Source organism: Afipia sp. GW822-FHT04G07 (genome assembly GCF_058800765.1).
The window spans coordinates 392,842-407,657 of record NZ_JBXAMP010000002.1; the positions used below are offsets into that span (position 1 = coordinate 392,842).

Below are 14,816 nucleotides of genomic sequence, written 5' to 3' on the forward strand. Positions count from 1 at the left end.
GCGGCGCTTTTACTGGTAGCCCTTGGGGAACGGATCGGGCTCGATCAGATTCGGCGTCTCGTAAACCACCTTGAACTGACCATCGAGACCGGCGAGACCGACGCGGGTCTTGGACCAAAGATGGTGGTTCTTATGGATCTTGACGTAGCCTTCCGGCGCCTTGGTGAACTCGATGTCGGTAGAGGCTTCAGCGATCTTGTCGACGTCGAAGCTGCCCGCCTTTTCAACCGTCATCTTCCACAACCACGGGCCAAGATAGGCAGCCTGTGTGACGTCTCCGATCACGGTCTTCTCGCCCCACATCTTCTTGAAGGCGGCGACGAATTCCTTGTTGTTCGGATTGTCGAGCGACTGGAAGTACTTCATGCAGGCGAAGGCGCCCGCGATGTTTTCGCCGCCGATGCCGTCGATCTCGTCTTCGGTCACGGAGATGGTGAGCAGCGTCTGCTTGGAGAGATCGATACCCGCCGCCTTGAGCTGCTTGTAGAATGCGACATTCGAACCGCCGACGATGATGGCGTAGATCACGTCCGGCTTGGTCAGCTTGATCTTGTTGATGACCGAGTTGAACTGCGTGTGGCCGAGCGGGAAGTATTCCTCGCCGACAACCTTCGCGCCCTGCAGGTGGCCTTCGATGTGCTTGCGCGCGATCTTGTTTGAGGTACGCGGCCAGATGTAATCCGAACCGAGCAGATAGAAGGACTTCGCACCCTTGGTCTTGTTGACCCAGTCGAGACCGGCGATGATCTGCTGGGTCGCTTCCTGGCCGGTATAGATGACATTCTTCGATTGCTCGAGGCCTTCGTAGAAGGTCGGATAATAGAGCATGCCGTTGTATTGTTCGAACACCGGCAGCACTGCCTTGCGCGAGGCCGACGTCCAGCAGCCCATGACCGACGCGCACTTGTCGTTGACGAGCAGCTTCTTGGCTTTTTCAGCGAAGGTCGGCCAGTCAGATGCGCCGTCTTCCTGAATGAACTTGATCTTGCGGCCGAGCACGCCGCCCGAGGCGTTGATCTGCTCGATGGCCAGCTTTTCGGCCTGCACCGATCCCGTTTCGGAGATCGCCATGGTGCCGGTAACCGAGTGCAGGATTCCGACTGTGACTTCGGTATCGGTCACCGCCAGTCCCGTGGTGTTGACCACGGATGTGGCAGGCCCTGCACCGAATGACGGCCCCGGAAGCAGCGACATGGCAGGCAACGCCGCCATTCCCATCAACAATTTGCGCCGGAAAGCGGACTGCAAACCCTGTTTTTTCTCGTCTGACATGGCCTTCCCCTTTTTTGAATAACGCCCTGATGGGGGAAAACATGGCCCGGTTTGTGCAACGCACAGATACGCGAAATCGCGCATACTTCACCGCAAAAGCGCGACGTAGATTTTGCGGGACCGGGATCAGGACGCGTAACGCGTGACGATGGAGATCAAAGTGGCCGGACGTCAGCGGATAGACCGCGTCAGACGCCAGTACAATCAATGGGTTGCGAACCAAACGCTGGAAGACTACGCACTTCGCTTCACGGCCAAGAGCGCGCGCCGCTGGTCGGCCGCGCGGGTGGCCAATACCGCTTTGGGCGCGATTTCCTTCCTCGCGCTGGAGGCCATCGGCGGCACCATCACCCTGAACTACGGCGTGACCAACGCCACCGCCGCCATCCTGATCGTGAGCGTCATTATTTTCTGCTGCGGGCTGCCGATTGCCTATTACGCAGCGAGATATGGCGTCGATATCGACCTTCTCACCCGGGGCGCGGGCTTCGGCTACATCGGCTCGACGATCACGTCGCTGATCTACGCCTCCTTCACCTTTATCTTCTTCGCCATCGAAGCCGTGATTCTCGCGATGGCCCTGGAACTGTGCTTCGGCATACCCCGCCCGATCGGCTATCTCATCAGCGCGATCGTCATCATTCCACTCGTCACCCACGGCATCACGCTCATCAGCCGCTTCCAGTTATGGACGCAGCCGTTCTGGATCTTGCTTCACATCCTCCCGTTCGCGGCCATCGCGATCAAAAGCCCCGGCTCGTTTGCGGAGTGGCGGGCCTTTCCGGGAGATCACGGAAATCCCGACGGGCATCTCGATCTGCTGCTGTTTGGAACCGCAGCATCGGTTGTGTTTGCGCTGGTGGCCCAGATCGGCGAACAGGTCGACTTCCTGCGATTTCTTCCGCGCGACCGGCGCACCTCGAAGCGCGCGTGGTGGATCGCCATGGTCAGCGCCGGCCCCGGCTGGATCGTCCCCGGCGCCATCAAAATGCTGGCCGGCTCGTTCCTCGCATTCTTCGCGATCAAACATGGCGTGGTGGCTGAATACGCCGCCGAACCTTCGCACATGTATCTCGAAGCGTTTCGCTATGTGCTCTCGCAACCGGATCTCGCACTGGCGCTGACGGGCACCTTCGTCATCCTCTCGCAGCTCAAGATCAACGTCACCAACGCCTATGCCGGCTCGATCGCATGGTCGAATTTCTTCTCGCGATTGACGCACAGTCATCCGGGCCGGGTCGTGTGGCTCGTGTTCAACGTGCTGGTCGCGTTGCTGTTGATGGAGATCGGTGTCTACAAGGCGCTGGAGCAGACGCTCGCGCTCTATTCCAACGTGGCGATCGCCTGGGTCGGTGCGCTGGTCGCCGACCTCATCATCAACAAGCCGCTCGGCTTGCGGCCTCCGCATATGGAATTCAAGCGCGCGCATCTCTACGATATCAATCCGGTCGGCGTCGGCGCAATGACGATTGCCACGATTGTATCGATCACGGCGTTCTATGGCTTTTTCGGAACAACCGCAAAAGCGCTCGCGCCGTTTGTCGCGCTCGCGGTGGCCTTCGTTACGGCGCCCGTCATCGCGTGGGCCACCGGCGGAAAGTACTATATCGCGCGCAAGCCGAAGCGAAGCTGGCAGAATCTCGAAACCATCAAGTGCTGCATCTGTGAACATGCGTTCGAGCCGGAAGACATGGCCTCCTGCCCCGCCTATGCCGGCCCGATCTGTTCGCTATGCTGCTCGCTGGACGCGCGCTGTCACGATCTGTGCAAACCGCATGCACGGGTGCAGGCGCAGTTCTCGGACGTCCTCGGCAAGGTTCTCCCGCAATTCATCTATGCCCGCATCAATTCGCAACTGGGACACTATCTCGGCGTCTTCGCTTTGTCGGCCGGCCTGGTCGGACTGACGCTTGGCTTGATCTATCTGCAAACGGCGACCGCGATCCGTTTCGATCAGATTCAGCTGTCCGACGTGCTGTGGAAAGTCTTCTTCGCGCTCTCGATCATCATCGGCGTGGTGGCGTGGCTATTCGTGCTGGCGCGGCAAAGCCGTCAGGCCGCTGAAGCGGAGACGAAACGGCAGACCGCGCTGCTGATGCAGGAAATCGACGCCCACCGGCAAACCGACATGGAGCTTCAGCGTGCGAAGGAAGTGGCCGAATCGGCCAACCTCGCCAAGAGCCGGTATGTGGTGGGACTGAGCCACGAATTGCGCTCGCCGCTCAATGCCATCAGCGGCTACGCCCAATTGCTCGAACAGGACGCCACCATCCTGCCGAAGCCGCGCGATCAGGTCCGCGTCGTTCGCCGCAGCGCCGACCATCTGTCGGGGTTGATCGACGGCCTATTGGATATTTCCAAGATCGAGGCCGGACGGCTTCACCTGTCGCGCGACGAGGTTCGCCTTCACGCCTTCCTCGATCAGCTTGTCGGCATGTTCCGGCTGCAAGCCGCCGCGAAGAACGTCGAGTTCGTGTTTCAGCGCCCGGAAACGCTGCCTCCTGTCGTCTACGCCGACGAGAAGCGGCTGCGGCAGATCCTGATCAACCTGTTGTCGAACGCCATCAAGTTCACCCAACGCGGGAGCGTCCATTTCATCGTGCATTATCGCAGCCCCGTCGCTGAATTCGAAGTCCGCGATACCGGCCCCGGCATCCAGGCCGAGGATCTGGAGCGCATCTTCGCGCCGTTCGAGCGGGGCGCGCTCGGCATCTCGCAACCCCAGACCGGCACGGGTCTGGGTCTCACCATTTCCAAATTGCTCGCGGGCGTAATGGGCGGCGACATTCGGGTCACCAGCACCGTCGGCCATGGCAGCACGTTTCAGGTGAAGATGCTGCTGTCCGAGGTGACCAATCCCACGCGCATCAAGGCGATCAATGCGCCGATCTACGGCTATCACGGTCCGCGCCGGACGATCCTGATCACCGACGATGATCCCACCCACCGCGATCTGCTGCGCGAGGTCCTCGCCCCGCTCGGCTTTATCATCCTGAGCGCGCCTGACGGCGCGACATGCCTCAATCTGGCGCAGCACTGTCAGCCGGACATGTTCCTGCTCGACATCTCCATGGCAGGCATCGACGGCTGGTCGGTCGCGGAAACCCTTCGCGCCAACGGCCACCATCACGCCCGCATCCTGATGATTTCAGCGAGCGCGCTCGAAGCCCACGGCGCGCCGCTGGCGCAGCCGTTCCACGATGGCTATCTGATGAAGCCGATCGACGTGCCGCGTCTGGTGGAGTTGGTCGGCCAGTTGCTCAAGATCGAATGGTCGTATGAACCGGGCGCCATTCAACCCGACGAGCCCCCTGCCCCGGCATGGAATCTGAACGATGATCCGCGCCCGCCTGTTCAATATGTCGACGAATTGATCGATCTGGGACAGATCGGCTATGTCACCGCCATCCATCTGAAACTCGATCAGATCGACAAGGATCATCCGGAACACGCCGGGTTCGTGTCGCAGATGAGATCGCTGGTGGAACGGTTCGATCTCGGGCAATACATGGCAACTCTCAAGTCTGTGCAGCGCCATGATCACTGAAGCCAAATCACGCGATACGGTCCTCATCGTCGACGATTCGCCGGAAACGCTGCGTATGCTCACCGACGCACTGGATGGCGCCGGCATGACCGTGATGGTCGCGCTCGACGGGACATCGGCGCTGCGTATCGGCGAGCAGATCGTTCCGGATGTTATTCTGCTCGACGCCGTGATGCCGGGAATGGACGGCTTCGAGACCTGCCGCCGCCTGAAGCGCGAGACCACACTCGCCGGTGTGCCGGTGATCTTCATGACGGGACTGGCCGAAACCGAGCATATCGTGCAAGGTCTGGAAGCCGGCGGCGTCGATTACGTGGCCAAGCCAATTGTGATCAAGGAAATGCTGGCCCGCATCAAGGTTCACTTGGCAAATGCACGGCTCACACAGAGCGCACGGGCCGCGCTCGACGTGTCGGGGCGCTACCTGTTCGCCGTCGATCACCGCGGGCGCATCATCTGGGCCACGCCGCAGGCGGAGAAGCTCGCGCGCGATCGCGCGACAAGCGAAAAACTCGAACTCCCCGAGCCATGGCTCGACTGGCTCGGCCAGATGCACCAGGGGATGGCTGAATCCAAATCGCCGCCTGCGATGTCGTTTCGCGACGAGAAGCTGCGCCTGCAATACATGGGCAGACTGGGTGCGAACGAGTTTTTGCTGCGGCTGGCGCGGGACACCAGTTCGGATTCACCGGCGGAGTTCAGCAAGGAACTCGGACTCACCAGCCGGGAGGGAGAAGTGCTGTCATGGCTCAGCAAGGGCAAGACGAACCGCGACATCGCGCAGATTCTCGGCCTCAGCCCGCGCACCGTCGACAAGCATCTTGAGCAGATCTATGCGAAGCTCGGTGTGGAAAACCGGACCGCCGCGGCGGCCGTCGCGAGCAACGCGAGCCGCCAGCGCATGTGATCAGCGTTCCGCGAACGCCTTCTCGACGACGAAGTCCGCCGGTTCGCCGTGATTGCCTTCGACGAAGCCGCGATCGAGCAACAGCGTCTTGGTGTCCGCAAGCAGCGCCGGGCTGCCGCACATCATGACGCGGTCCTGGCTGGCGTCGAGTTGAGGCAATGCAATGTCATCGAACAGCTTGCCCGACGTAATGAGGTCGGTAATGCGGCCGCGGTTGCGGAACGGGTCGCGCGTCACGGTCGGATAGTAGATCAGCTGGGCGCGCACCATGTCGCCGATCAGATCGTCCTGCGGCAGCTTCTCGGTGATCAGTTCGCCGTAAGCCAGTTCCTTGACATGGCGGCAGCCGTGCAAAAGCACGACCTTCTCGAAACGCTCGTAAGTTTCGGGATCCTTGATGACACTGAGGAACGGCGCGAGGCCGGTACCCGTGCCGATCAGGTAAAGATTGCGGCCGTCGGTCAGATTGTCGATTACCAGCGTGCCGGTGGCCTTGCGGCTGACGATGATCTCGTCGCCTTCCTTCAGGTGCTGGAGGCGCGAGGTCAGCGGACCGTCAGCAACCTTGATCGAGAAGAATTCGAGGTTCTCTTCATAGTTCGCGCTCGCGACGCTGTAGGCGCGCAGCAGCGGCTTCTCGTTCACCTTGAGACCAATCATGGTGAACTCGCCATTCCGGAACCGGAACGATGAATCGCGTGTCGTCGTGAAGCTGAACAGATTGTCGGTCCAGTGATGGACACTCAGCACCGTTTCCTGATTGAAGTTGCTCATAACCAGACCCACGCTCTTGCAATTGGTGAGCGCACAATCGCCGGACTTGCGGGCGATCACGCCTCACGCAGAACTTCATTCGCCAATGAATTTTGCTGAATGGCCTGCATCGCAGGCGAAGACGGCGGCAGCATTCACGACGGGGGTGAAATAGCCGAATTCTCGTTTTCCGTCAATTACATACCGCGCCTGCGTCATGCCCTGAAGGCAGACCGGCGTTGCATTCTAAGATCCTGTTCCACAGGAGAAATTTCCTCCCGCACGGAGCCTGCCGGGAGGAAATTACACTCTATCCAGATCCGGGCCGTCGCGGGAACTGCCCCGACCCTGACAGCGATTCCTACTTCTTCACCATCGGGCAATTGCCCTCGCATCGCGCGCCGTAACATTCAACTCCTACTTCGCGAGAAATCCGATGGAAATCCACGGAAACGCAGCGACGATGATGAGCCCGATCAGCAGCGACAGCAGATAACCCCAGATCGGCCGGATGCCTTCCGCCGGATCGACCTTGCCGATCGCGCAGGCGGCATAATATCCGACGCCGAACGGCGGCGCGAACAGTCCGATGCCCATCGCGAGAATGACGATCATCGCATAGTGGACTTCGTGAACGCCGACAGCGTGGGCGATGGGAAACAGCAGCGGCCCGAACAGGACGATGGCGGGAATGCCTTCCAGCACGCTGCCCAGGATCATGAAAGCCACGATGGACACCGCGATGAAAATGGTCGGGCCACCGGGGAGCCCGGTCATGGCCGCCGCGAGCGAGCGGGAAAATCCGGACTGGGTCAGGCCCCACGCCATTCCGGTCGCGGTCCCAATGATCAGGAGAATGGCGCCTGACAATGACGCCGTTTCGATCAGCATCGGCATCAGGCGCGACCAGTCGAACTGACGATAGATCGCCAGACCCGCGAAGATCGTAAAGACGATGCCGATGGTCGAGACCTCTGTCGCGGTCGCAACGCCCTCGACCACCGCGGCGCGGATCACGAACGGCAATGCCAGTGCGGGGAGTGCAATGATGAATGTGCGCAAGATGTGCTTTCCGGTCGCACGCTCGACATGGCTCAAGTCTTCGCCGCGATAGCGCCACCACACCAGTCCCGACAGCGTGAGCGCCAGCACCAGGCCCGGCAGCAGACCGCCGGTGAAGAGTGCGGCGATGGACACGCCGGTCACGGAGCCGATGGTAATGAGGACGAGACTCGGCGGAATGGTTTCGGTCTGCGCGCCGGTCGCCGCAAGTAACGCGACCAGATCCCCCGGCTTCGCGCCCCGCGCTTTCATTTCCGGAAACAGCACAGGCGCGACGGCCGCCATGTCCGCTGCTTTCGCGCCGGAGATACCGGACACCAGATACATCGCGCCGATCAGCACGTAATGCAGACCACCGCGGACGTGACCGAGCAGGCTCGCAAGGAACGCGACCATGGCGCGCGCCATGCCTGTCATTTCGATCAGCAGTCCCAGAAACACGAACAGCGGCACGGCAAGCAGGATGAGATGGCTCATGCCCTCGTCCATCCGCCCGACCAGCACCATCGGCGGCGTATGCGTCGTCAGCACGAGATAGCCGAAGATCGAGAGGCCGAATGCAAAAGCGATCGGCACGCCAGCGAAGACGCAGAGCGCCACGACACCAATGAAGAAAATGACGAGGTTGAGATTGCCGAGCGGCCGCAGCACCGGCTGCGCGAACCAGAATGCGGCGACGATCGCGCTCACGGACAGCACCGCCACGAGGAGTTGCTTTTTGTCCGTGTGCCGCGCCAGCCGCAACAGCGCGAACACCACCATCAAACACACGCCGATGGGCAGCGCGGCAGCGCGCCACGAATTGGAAATCTGAAGCGCGGGTGTCGTGATGAAACTTTCCTCGTAGGCATATTCATAAGACGGCAGCGCAATCATCAGCAGAAAGGCCAGCGCCGCACAGGTGCCGCATATGTCGAGGAACACGCGCATCGACGGCTGGCATTTTGCCACCACCGCCGTCATGCGCATGTGTTCGGAGCGGCGGAAAGCCACCACCGCGCCGAACATGGCCAGCCACAGAAAGAGAATGGAGGCCAGCTCGTCGGACCATATCAACGGACTATGGAAAACGTAACGCGATACCACGCCCGCGAACAGGATGACGATTTCCGCGATGGCCAGCAGCGCGGCAGGAATTTCAACCAGCCGCCCGAGCATGACTTCGATCGACGAGAGCGCACTGCGCCCGGGCGCGGCAATGGCTGCCGCACCCGCAGTGCCAACCGGGGTCAAGGATACTGGCTCGTTCATGACCGTCGGTTACGTCAGCTTGCCGGCGTTCTTTTCCAGAATCGCCCAGGCCTCGTCGCCATACTTGGCCTTCCACTCCGCGTAGAATCCAGCCTGCTTGAGCTTCTCGCGGAACGGCGCGAGATCGGGCTGGTTGAACAGGAATCCCTTCCCCGCCAATTCCGCCTGCAGATTGGCGTTCAGCTTTTCGGTGTCCTCACGCGCCTTCAGTGCGGCGCCGTTGACGTTCTTGGCGACGATGGTGCGCACGTCGGGCGGCAACCGCTCCCACGCACGGCGGTTGGCGAGGAACCAGTAGCCGTCCCACATGTGGTTGGTCAGCGAGCAATACTTCTGCACTTCGTAAAGTTTCGCGGTCGAAATCAGCGCGAGCGGATTTTCCTGACCTTCGACGATCTTAGTCTGCAACGCTGAATAGACTTCGTTGAAATTGATCGACGCAGGCGATGCATCGAACGCCTTGAACATCGAGGTCCACAGCGGCGAGACCGGCACCCTGATCTTGAAGCCCTTGTAGTCCTCGGGAGTCTTGATCGGCTTGGTGGATGACGTGGTCTGCCGGAATCCGTTGTCCCAGATCTTGTCCAGCACCACGAGGTTGGCCTTGGTGATCTGCCCGCGAATGTATTCGCCGAGATCGCCGTCCATGGCTTTCCAGACCGCCGGGTAATCCGGGAAGGCAAAGCCGATGCCGTTGATGGACGCCGCCGGGACTAGCGTCGCCAGAATGAGACCAGACAGCGTGAAGAACTCCACGCCACCCGAACGAAGCTGGCTCAGCGTATCGGTGTCGGACCCAAGCTGGCTGCTCGGGAAAATCTGGATATCGACGCGGCCGTTGGTCTCCTGCTTGATGGCCGCGGACATTTCGCGGGATCGCACATTAATGGGGTGCGTATCCGGTAAGTTGTTGGCGAATTTATAGACAAATTCGGCCTGCTGCGCCCGGGCCACGAGCGGCGCGCCGACGCCGGCCATGACGGTGGCGGCTGCTGACGATTTGAGCAAAGCGCGGCGTGAGACGTTCATTGGTCTTCTCCCTAAGGGTGTTGTTTTTGTTGCTTCTTGATCGGAAGCCGACCGCGGCAGATCATCCATGTTGCGACAAAATGTCAAATCATCCGCGCCCACAAAACGCAGTGGCCGCGGGATTATTTTACATCCTCACGACGGAGCTGCCGTCATGCACGATCCGTTTCAAACACTTCAACGTGACGGTTCCCAGCTTTTGGCGCTGCAACATTACGTCAGGCGAGCGACGTTTCTGATCTCGCTGTTACCGGATCACCTCTTCCATGAACCGCTACATGAACTGTCGCTGCAATCATCCGATCTTTGCTTGACTTGATCTTGTCCCGGCGGGCAGTCTGTCGATGCAAATAAAAAGCACCGGACACGAATTCGGATGCATCAGGGAGAAACGTCATGAAGTCATTTCTCAACCTGCTCGCAACTGCGAGCATCTTAAGCGCCGGAGCGCTTCTCTCCACAACCCCGGCGTCAGCGCAGCAAGGCCCCATCAAGATCGGCGTTCCCACCTCGGTCCAGCTTCAGGTCGGACGCGATACGCAGAATGCCATTAAAATGGCGATCGAGGACATCAACAGCAAAGGCGGCCTCGTCGGTCGCAAACTTGAAATGGTGGCTGCGGATGAAACCGAAAACCCCGAACAGGGCATCGCGGCGATCAAGAAGCTCACAGCCGACGACAAGGTCGATGTGCTGATCGGCGGTTACACCAGCGGCGTGACGCTGGCCCAGTTGCCGCACATTTCCAATGCGAAGACGATCTACCTCGGCGTCGGCGCGGCCTCTCCAGCGATCACCGCGAAGGTGAAGGCCGACTACGAGAACTACAAGTATATCTTCCGGGTTTCCCCGATCCATGCCGGCCATCAGGCCCGCGCACTGGTCGACTTCATCAACGGCAAGCTCAAGGGCGAGATGGGCTTGAAGAAGATCGCCATTGTCGGCGAGAACGCCAAGTGGGTGCAGGATCTCGTTCCGATCCTGAAGAAGGGCGCGGTCGAGGGCGGCACCGAAGTGCCGCTGGCCGAATTCTTCGACACATCGACCTCGGACTTCTCGCCGCTGTTTGCCAAGGTGAAATCCAGCGGCGCGCAGTATCTGATCGTGATCCTGTCGCACGCCTCCTCGGACATCTTCGTCAAGCAGTGGCATGACGCGCAGGTGCCGATTCCGATCGGCGGCATCGATGTGAAAAGCCAGGACGCGGACTTCTTCACCCGCGTGAGCGGCAAGGCGCTGTCCGAGACCGTCGGCCTGTTCGCGACCCGCGCCGAACTGACGCCCAAGACGATCCCTTTCTGGGACGAGTTCGTCAAACGCTTCGGAACGGCGCCTGTCTACACCGGCGTCGGCGCCTACGACGCGATCTACGTCTACGCGGAGGCCGTGAAGCGCGCCAACTCGGTCGAGCCGAGTGCGGTCATCAAGGAACTCGAGAAGACGGATTATGTCGGCATCGCCGGCAAGATCCAGTTCGACGAAGTCCACGATGTGAAGACCGGACCCGGCCTGCAGAACCTGTTGTTCGCGCAATGGCAGAAGGACGGCGCACGCATCGTCGTGTGGCCGAAGGCTTCCGAAACGGGGAAGATGATCCCGCCGCCCTGGATGAACTGATCTGTACTTGTCGTGAGACGCGGCCGGTAATGAACTTACCGGCCGCATCCCTTCGCTCTGGAAGGGTGAAGCGAACGTCGGATACGGGACACTAGGAACAGCAGGGATCCATGCTCGAAATCCTGATTTACGGCGCGGTCTCCAGCGCAATTTACGCGATGCTCGCGGTGGGCTTCACGCTCATCTTCGGTGTCGCCCGCATCCTCAATCTCGCGCACGGCGCATTCTACGCTTTGGGCGCGTATGCCGCCTACGTCTTCACCTCCTTGCTGAATTTCCCACTGTTCATCGCGGCACCGCTGGCCGTCCTGCTGGTCGCGGGATTTGGCGTTCTTATGGAGCGCTATCTGGTGCGGCCGCTGCGCGCGTCGCAGCTCGCGGTGCTGATGATTACGCTGGCCGTTTCACTTGCCGTCGAGCAGGCGCTGTTCATCACCTTCGGCTCCGAATACCGCAACGTCCCCTCCTTCGTAGCGGACAAGGTTTCGATCGGCGGCGTCGACATCGGCGGCCAGAGATTGCTCGCGCTTGTCGCCGGCGTCCTGGTGCTGCTCATGCTGTGGCTGTTCATCCAGCGCACGCGGCTCGGCGCGGCCATTCTCGCTGTGTCGCAGGACCCGGAGGCCGCGCAATACATGGGCATTCCGACCAACCGCATTTTCTCCATTGTCATGGCGATTTCGGCCGGCACCGCGGCGCTAGCCGGCGTGCTGGTGTCGCCATTTCTTACCGTACAGCCGACCATGGGGCTGCTGCCGATGGTGAAAGCCTTCGCCATCGTCATTGTCGGCGGATTGGGATCGATCCCGGGCAGCATCATTGCCTCGCTGATCCTCGGCTATTCCGAAACCATCGTGGCCTATCTGGTTTCGACGTCATGGACCGAACTGGTGTCGCTGGTCGCGGTCGTCATCACACTCATGATCAGACCGTCCGGAATTCTCGGCCGGCGGGCGGCTTTCTGACATGCGGCAGGTCTCAACGATCGATATCGCCGGTGGAATCGCGGTCGTCGCCATCCTGGCGCTGGCTCCGGTGTTCGTGGCGAGCAACTACCTCACCGGCGTGCTGACGGTCTGCGCCATCTACGGCATCTGGGCGTCGAGCTGGGATTTCATGTCCGGCCTGACCGGCCGCGAAAATTTCGGCCACTCGCTGTTCATCGGCGCAGGTGCTTACACCGCGGGCTTTCTTGCGACGATCTGGTTTGCCAATCCGTGGTACAGCCTGCCCGCCGCCGTCGTTATTGCGGTGGCATTCAGTCTCATCGTCGGCTTTCCGACATTACGCCTGCGCGGGCCCTACTTCGCGCTGGCGATGCTGTCGGCGTCCGCAATCCTGCAACGCCTCTGCCTGATCTTCTGGGAGCAGACCGGTGGCGAAGAAGGCCTCTATGGCCTCGAACCGCTAATTCGTAATCCCATGCACTACTACTGGTTCGTGCTGGCGGTCCTCGTCGTCACCGTGATCGCGCTGACGCTTCTCGCGCAATCGCATTGGGGCCTGCTGCTGCGCGCCATTCGCGGCGACGAGGCAACCTGTCAGGCCGCCGGCATCAACGTCACCTTCTACAAGATCGCATCGCTGGCCATCAGCGCGGCGTTCGCGGGGCTCGGCGGCGCGCTTTATGCGCATTACCAGCTTCAGGTCAGCCCGCCGCTGTTCTCGGTCATCGTGTCGATCACCATCATCATCATGTGCTACGTCGGCGGCATCGGCTCGATCTATGGCGCGGCCATCGCAGCGATCCTTCTCACCCTGCTCACCGAGATGCTGCGCGGCTTCGGCGAGTACCGGCTCTGGATCTACACGCTCACCCTGATGCTGATCCTGTTCTTCCTGCCGAACGGCCTGGTCGCGCCGCTCTGGCGCCGGTTGACGGAGCGTTTCCGATGACGGCGTTGCTCGAAGTCCACGACGTCACCAAGCGCTTCGGCGGCCTCACAGCCGTGAAGAACGCGACCTTCACGCTGCAGAAAGGCGAATTCACCGGAATCCTCGGGCCGAACGGCGCCGGCAAGACGACGCTGTTCAATTTGCTCACCGGCTTCATGGCGCCGACGTCCGGCACCATCAAGTTCAACAACGAGGCGCTGCAGGGCCTCGCGCCGTACAAGATCGTCAATCGCGGCATGGCGCGTACCTTCCAGCTCACGCGGCCGTTCGTCGGCATGAACCTGCTTGAAAACGTGCTCGTCGCCTGCATGTCGCCCCGCGCACATCAGGACAAAGACAAGGAAGACCGCGCGCGCCACCTGCTCGAACAGGTCGGTCTCGGAGGACGCGGGCTGGAGCCGGTTGAAACGCTGCCCTACGGCGACCTGCGGCGGCTCGAAATCGCCCGCGCGCTGGCGACCCGGCCCGACCTGCTGCTGCTCGATGAACCCTTCGCTGGATTGGGCAGCAGCGAAATCGAACCGCTGGCGCAACTGATCAAACGCCTGCATCGCGAGGAAAACCTGACCATCCTTCTGATCGAACACAAGCTGCGCGAGTTCATGGCGCTGGTCTCTCGGGTGATCGTGATGAATTTCGGCGAGATCATCGCGGTCGGCCCCCCGGATGAGATCGTGAAAAATCCGAAGGTGGTCGAAGCGTACATCGGCAAGACGGAGGACACCCATGCCTCTGCTTGAAGTCTCCAACCTGCGCGTCAGCTACGGCAAGGCGCTCGCCATCGAATCCGTCTCAATCAAGGTCGAAAAAGGCGAACTGGTCGGCGTGCTCGGCCCCAATGGGGCCGGCAAGACCACGCTGCTCAAAGCCATCTCACGCTCGATTCCGTCGCAGGGCACACTGAAGTTCAAGGATCAATCGCTTGAGGGCGTCGCGCCTTACGATGTGGTTGCGCGCGGCATCTGTCACTGCCCCGAAGGCCGCAAGCTGTTCTCCGAACTGTCGGTGCTGAAGAACCTGCAACTCGGCGCGTATCTGCGCAAGAACACCGCCGAGATCAGCGCCGATCTGGAGCGCGTGTTCACGCTGTTTCCCGTGCTGCGCGAACGGCAGTGGCAGCAATCCAGCACGCTCTCCGGCGGCGAACAGCAGATGGTTGCCATCAGCCGCGCGCTGATGGGCCGCCCCGAACTGCTGTTGCTCGACGAGCCGTCGGTCGGCATCGCCCCGCGGCTGAAGGGTCTGATCTTCGACGCAATCCAGCAGATCCGGAAGGATGGCACCGCCATCCTGATCGTCGAGCAGGACGCAACCTCTACCCTGAAGATCACCGATCGCGTCTATGTGCTCGAACACGGTCACACCATCCGCGAAGGCACGGCAAAGGACCTCGCGGGTGACGAGTATATTCGTCAGGTGTATCTGGGAGTTTGACGACAGAGATCAGCATATTGTCATGGCCGGGCTCCTCCCGCCATCTAC

At 60.9% G+C, this 14,816-nt stretch carries 11 protein-coding genes; 7 read left to right on the forward strand and 4 right to left on the reverse strand.

The genetic code is table 11. The annotated features are described in order from the left end of the window. Nucleotides 1-9: 9 nt before the first annotated feature. Nucleotides 10-1,272 (reverse strand): urea ABC transporter substrate-binding protein, encoded by a 1,263-nt coding sequence (gene urtA, locus AC1RKJ_RS21500; protein ID WP_492793153.1) that lies wholly within the window; start codon nt 1,270-1,272, stop codon nt 10-12. A gap of 160 nt (nt 1,273-1,432) precedes the next feature. Between urtA and AC1RKJ_RS21505 the strand changes: the two genes are divergently transcribed. Together AC1RKJ_RS21505 and AC1RKJ_RS21510 are read left to right on the forward strand one after the other, a co-directional pair. Then, a complete protein-coding gene (locus AC1RKJ_RS21505) occupies nt 1,433-4,819 on the forward strand; it encodes a hybrid sensor histidine kinase/response regulator (protein WP_492793255.1) in 3,387 nt (1,128 codons plus the stop codon). After that, entirely contained in the window at nt 4,809-5,726 is a 918-nt protein-coding gene (locus tag AC1RKJ_RS21510; RefSeq protein ID WP_492793154.1) for a response regulator, read from the forward strand. The genes AC1RKJ_RS21505 and AC1RKJ_RS21510 overlap by 11 nt, the downstream gene beginning before the upstream one ends. On the opposite strand, the gene AC1RKJ_RS21515 is transcribed toward AC1RKJ_RS21510, so the two are convergent. The 3 genes from AC1RKJ_RS21515 to AC1RKJ_RS21525 all read right to left on the reverse strand — a co-directional run bounded on the left by AC1RKJ_RS21515 (nt 5,727) and on the right by AC1RKJ_RS21525 (nt 9,821). Next, entirely contained in the window at nt 5,727-6,500 is a 774-nt protein-coding gene (locus AC1RKJ_RS21515) for a ferredoxin--NADP reductase (RefSeq protein WP_492793155.1), read from the reverse strand. Between the two features lie 396 nt (nt 6,501-6,896). After that, nucleotides 6,897-8,792, reverse strand: a complete 1,896-nt coding sequence (locus AC1RKJ_RS21520) for a TRAP transporter large permease (RefSeq protein ID WP_492793156.1) — start codon at nt 8,790-8,792, stop codon at nt 6,897-6,899. Nucleotides 8,793-8,801: 9 nt separating this feature from the next. Further along, complete coding sequence (locus AC1RKJ_RS21525; RefSeq protein ID WP_492793157.1) at nt 8,802-9,821, reverse strand: TRAP transporter substrate-binding protein; 1,020 nt, start codon at nt 9,819-9,821, stop codon at nt 8,802-8,804. A gap of 396 nt (nt 9,822-10,217) precedes the next feature. Between AC1RKJ_RS21525 and AC1RKJ_RS21530 the strand changes: the two genes are divergently transcribed. The 5 genes from AC1RKJ_RS21530 to AC1RKJ_RS21550 all read left to right on the forward strand — a co-directional run bounded on the left by AC1RKJ_RS21530 (nt 10,218) and on the right by AC1RKJ_RS21550 (nt 14,768). Next, nucleotides 10,218-11,438, forward strand: a complete 1,221-nt coding sequence (locus tag AC1RKJ_RS21530; protein WP_492793158.1) for an ABC transporter substrate-binding protein — start codon at nt 10,218-10,220, stop codon at nt 11,436-11,438. 110 nt (nt 11,439-11,548) lie between these two features. Next, nucleotides 11,549-12,403 (forward strand): branched-chain amino acid ABC transporter permease, encoded by an 855-nt coding sequence (locus tag AC1RKJ_RS21535; protein ID WP_492793159.1) that lies wholly within the window; start codon nt 11,549-11,551, stop codon nt 12,401-12,403. Between the two features lies 1 nt (nt 12,404). Further along, nucleotides 12,405-13,334: a branched-chain amino acid ABC transporter permease gene (locus AC1RKJ_RS21540; protein ID WP_492793161.1), complete on the forward strand. Its 930-nt coding sequence runs from the start codon at nt 12,405-12,407 to the stop codon at nt 13,332-13,334. Further along, on the forward strand, nt 13,331-14,074 hold the full coding sequence (locus tag AC1RKJ_RS21545) for an ABC transporter ATP-binding protein (protein WP_492793162.1): 744 nt from the start codon (nt 13,331-13,333) through the stop codon (nt 14,072-14,074). Before AC1RKJ_RS21540 ends, AC1RKJ_RS21545 begins: the two co-directional genes overlap by 4 nt. Then, nucleotides 14,061-14,768: an ABC transporter ATP-binding protein gene (locus tag AC1RKJ_RS21550; protein ID WP_492793163.1), complete on the forward strand. Its 708-nt coding sequence runs from the start codon at nt 14,061-14,063 to the stop codon at nt 14,766-14,768. Before AC1RKJ_RS21545 ends, AC1RKJ_RS21550 begins: the two co-directional genes overlap by 14 nt. Nucleotides 14,769-14,816 lie beyond the last annotated feature (48 nt).

What these genes read in the sequence shown, in the direction of transcription:
- urtA (WP_492793153.1), bottom strand. Translation starts at nt 1,272, where the DNA reads ATGTCAGACGAGAAAAAACAGGGTTTGCAGTCCGCTTTCCGGCGCAAA.
- AC1RKJ_RS21510 (WP_492793154.1), top strand. Translation starts at nt 4,809, where the DNA reads ATGATCACTGAAGCCAAATCACGCGATACGGTCCTCATCGTCGACGAT.
- AC1RKJ_RS21515 (WP_492793155.1), bottom strand. Translation starts at nt 6,500, where the DNA reads ATGAGCAACTTCAATCAGGAAACGGTGCTGAGTGTCCATCACTGGACC.
- AC1RKJ_RS21520 (WP_492793156.1), bottom strand. Translation starts at nt 8,792, where the DNA reads ATGAACGAGCCAGTATCCTTGACCCCGGTTGGCACTGCGGGTGCGGCA.
- AC1RKJ_RS21525 (WP_492793157.1), bottom strand. Translation starts at nt 9,821, where the DNA reads ATGAACGTCTCACGCCGCGCTTTGCTCAAATCGTCAGCAGCCGCCACC.
- AC1RKJ_RS21530 (WP_492793158.1), top strand. Translation starts at nt 10,218, where the DNA reads ATGAAGTCATTTCTCAACCTGCTCGCAACTGCGAGCATCTTAAGCGCC.
- AC1RKJ_RS21535 (WP_492793159.1), top strand. Translation starts at nt 11,549, where the DNA reads ATGCTCGAAATCCTGATTTACGGCGCGGTCTCCAGCGCAATTTACGCG.
- AC1RKJ_RS21540 (WP_492793161.1), top strand. Translation starts at nt 12,405, where the DNA reads ATGCGGCAGGTCTCAACGATCGATATCGCCGGTGGAATCGCGGTCGTC.
- AC1RKJ_RS21545 (WP_492793162.1), top strand. Translation starts at nt 13,331, where the DNA reads ATGACGGCGTTGCTCGAAGTCCACGACGTCACCAAGCGCTTCGGCGGC.
- AC1RKJ_RS21550 (WP_492793163.1), top strand. Translation starts at nt 14,061, where the DNA reads ATGCCTCTGCTTGAAGTCTCCAACCTGCGCGTCAGCTACGGCAAGGCG.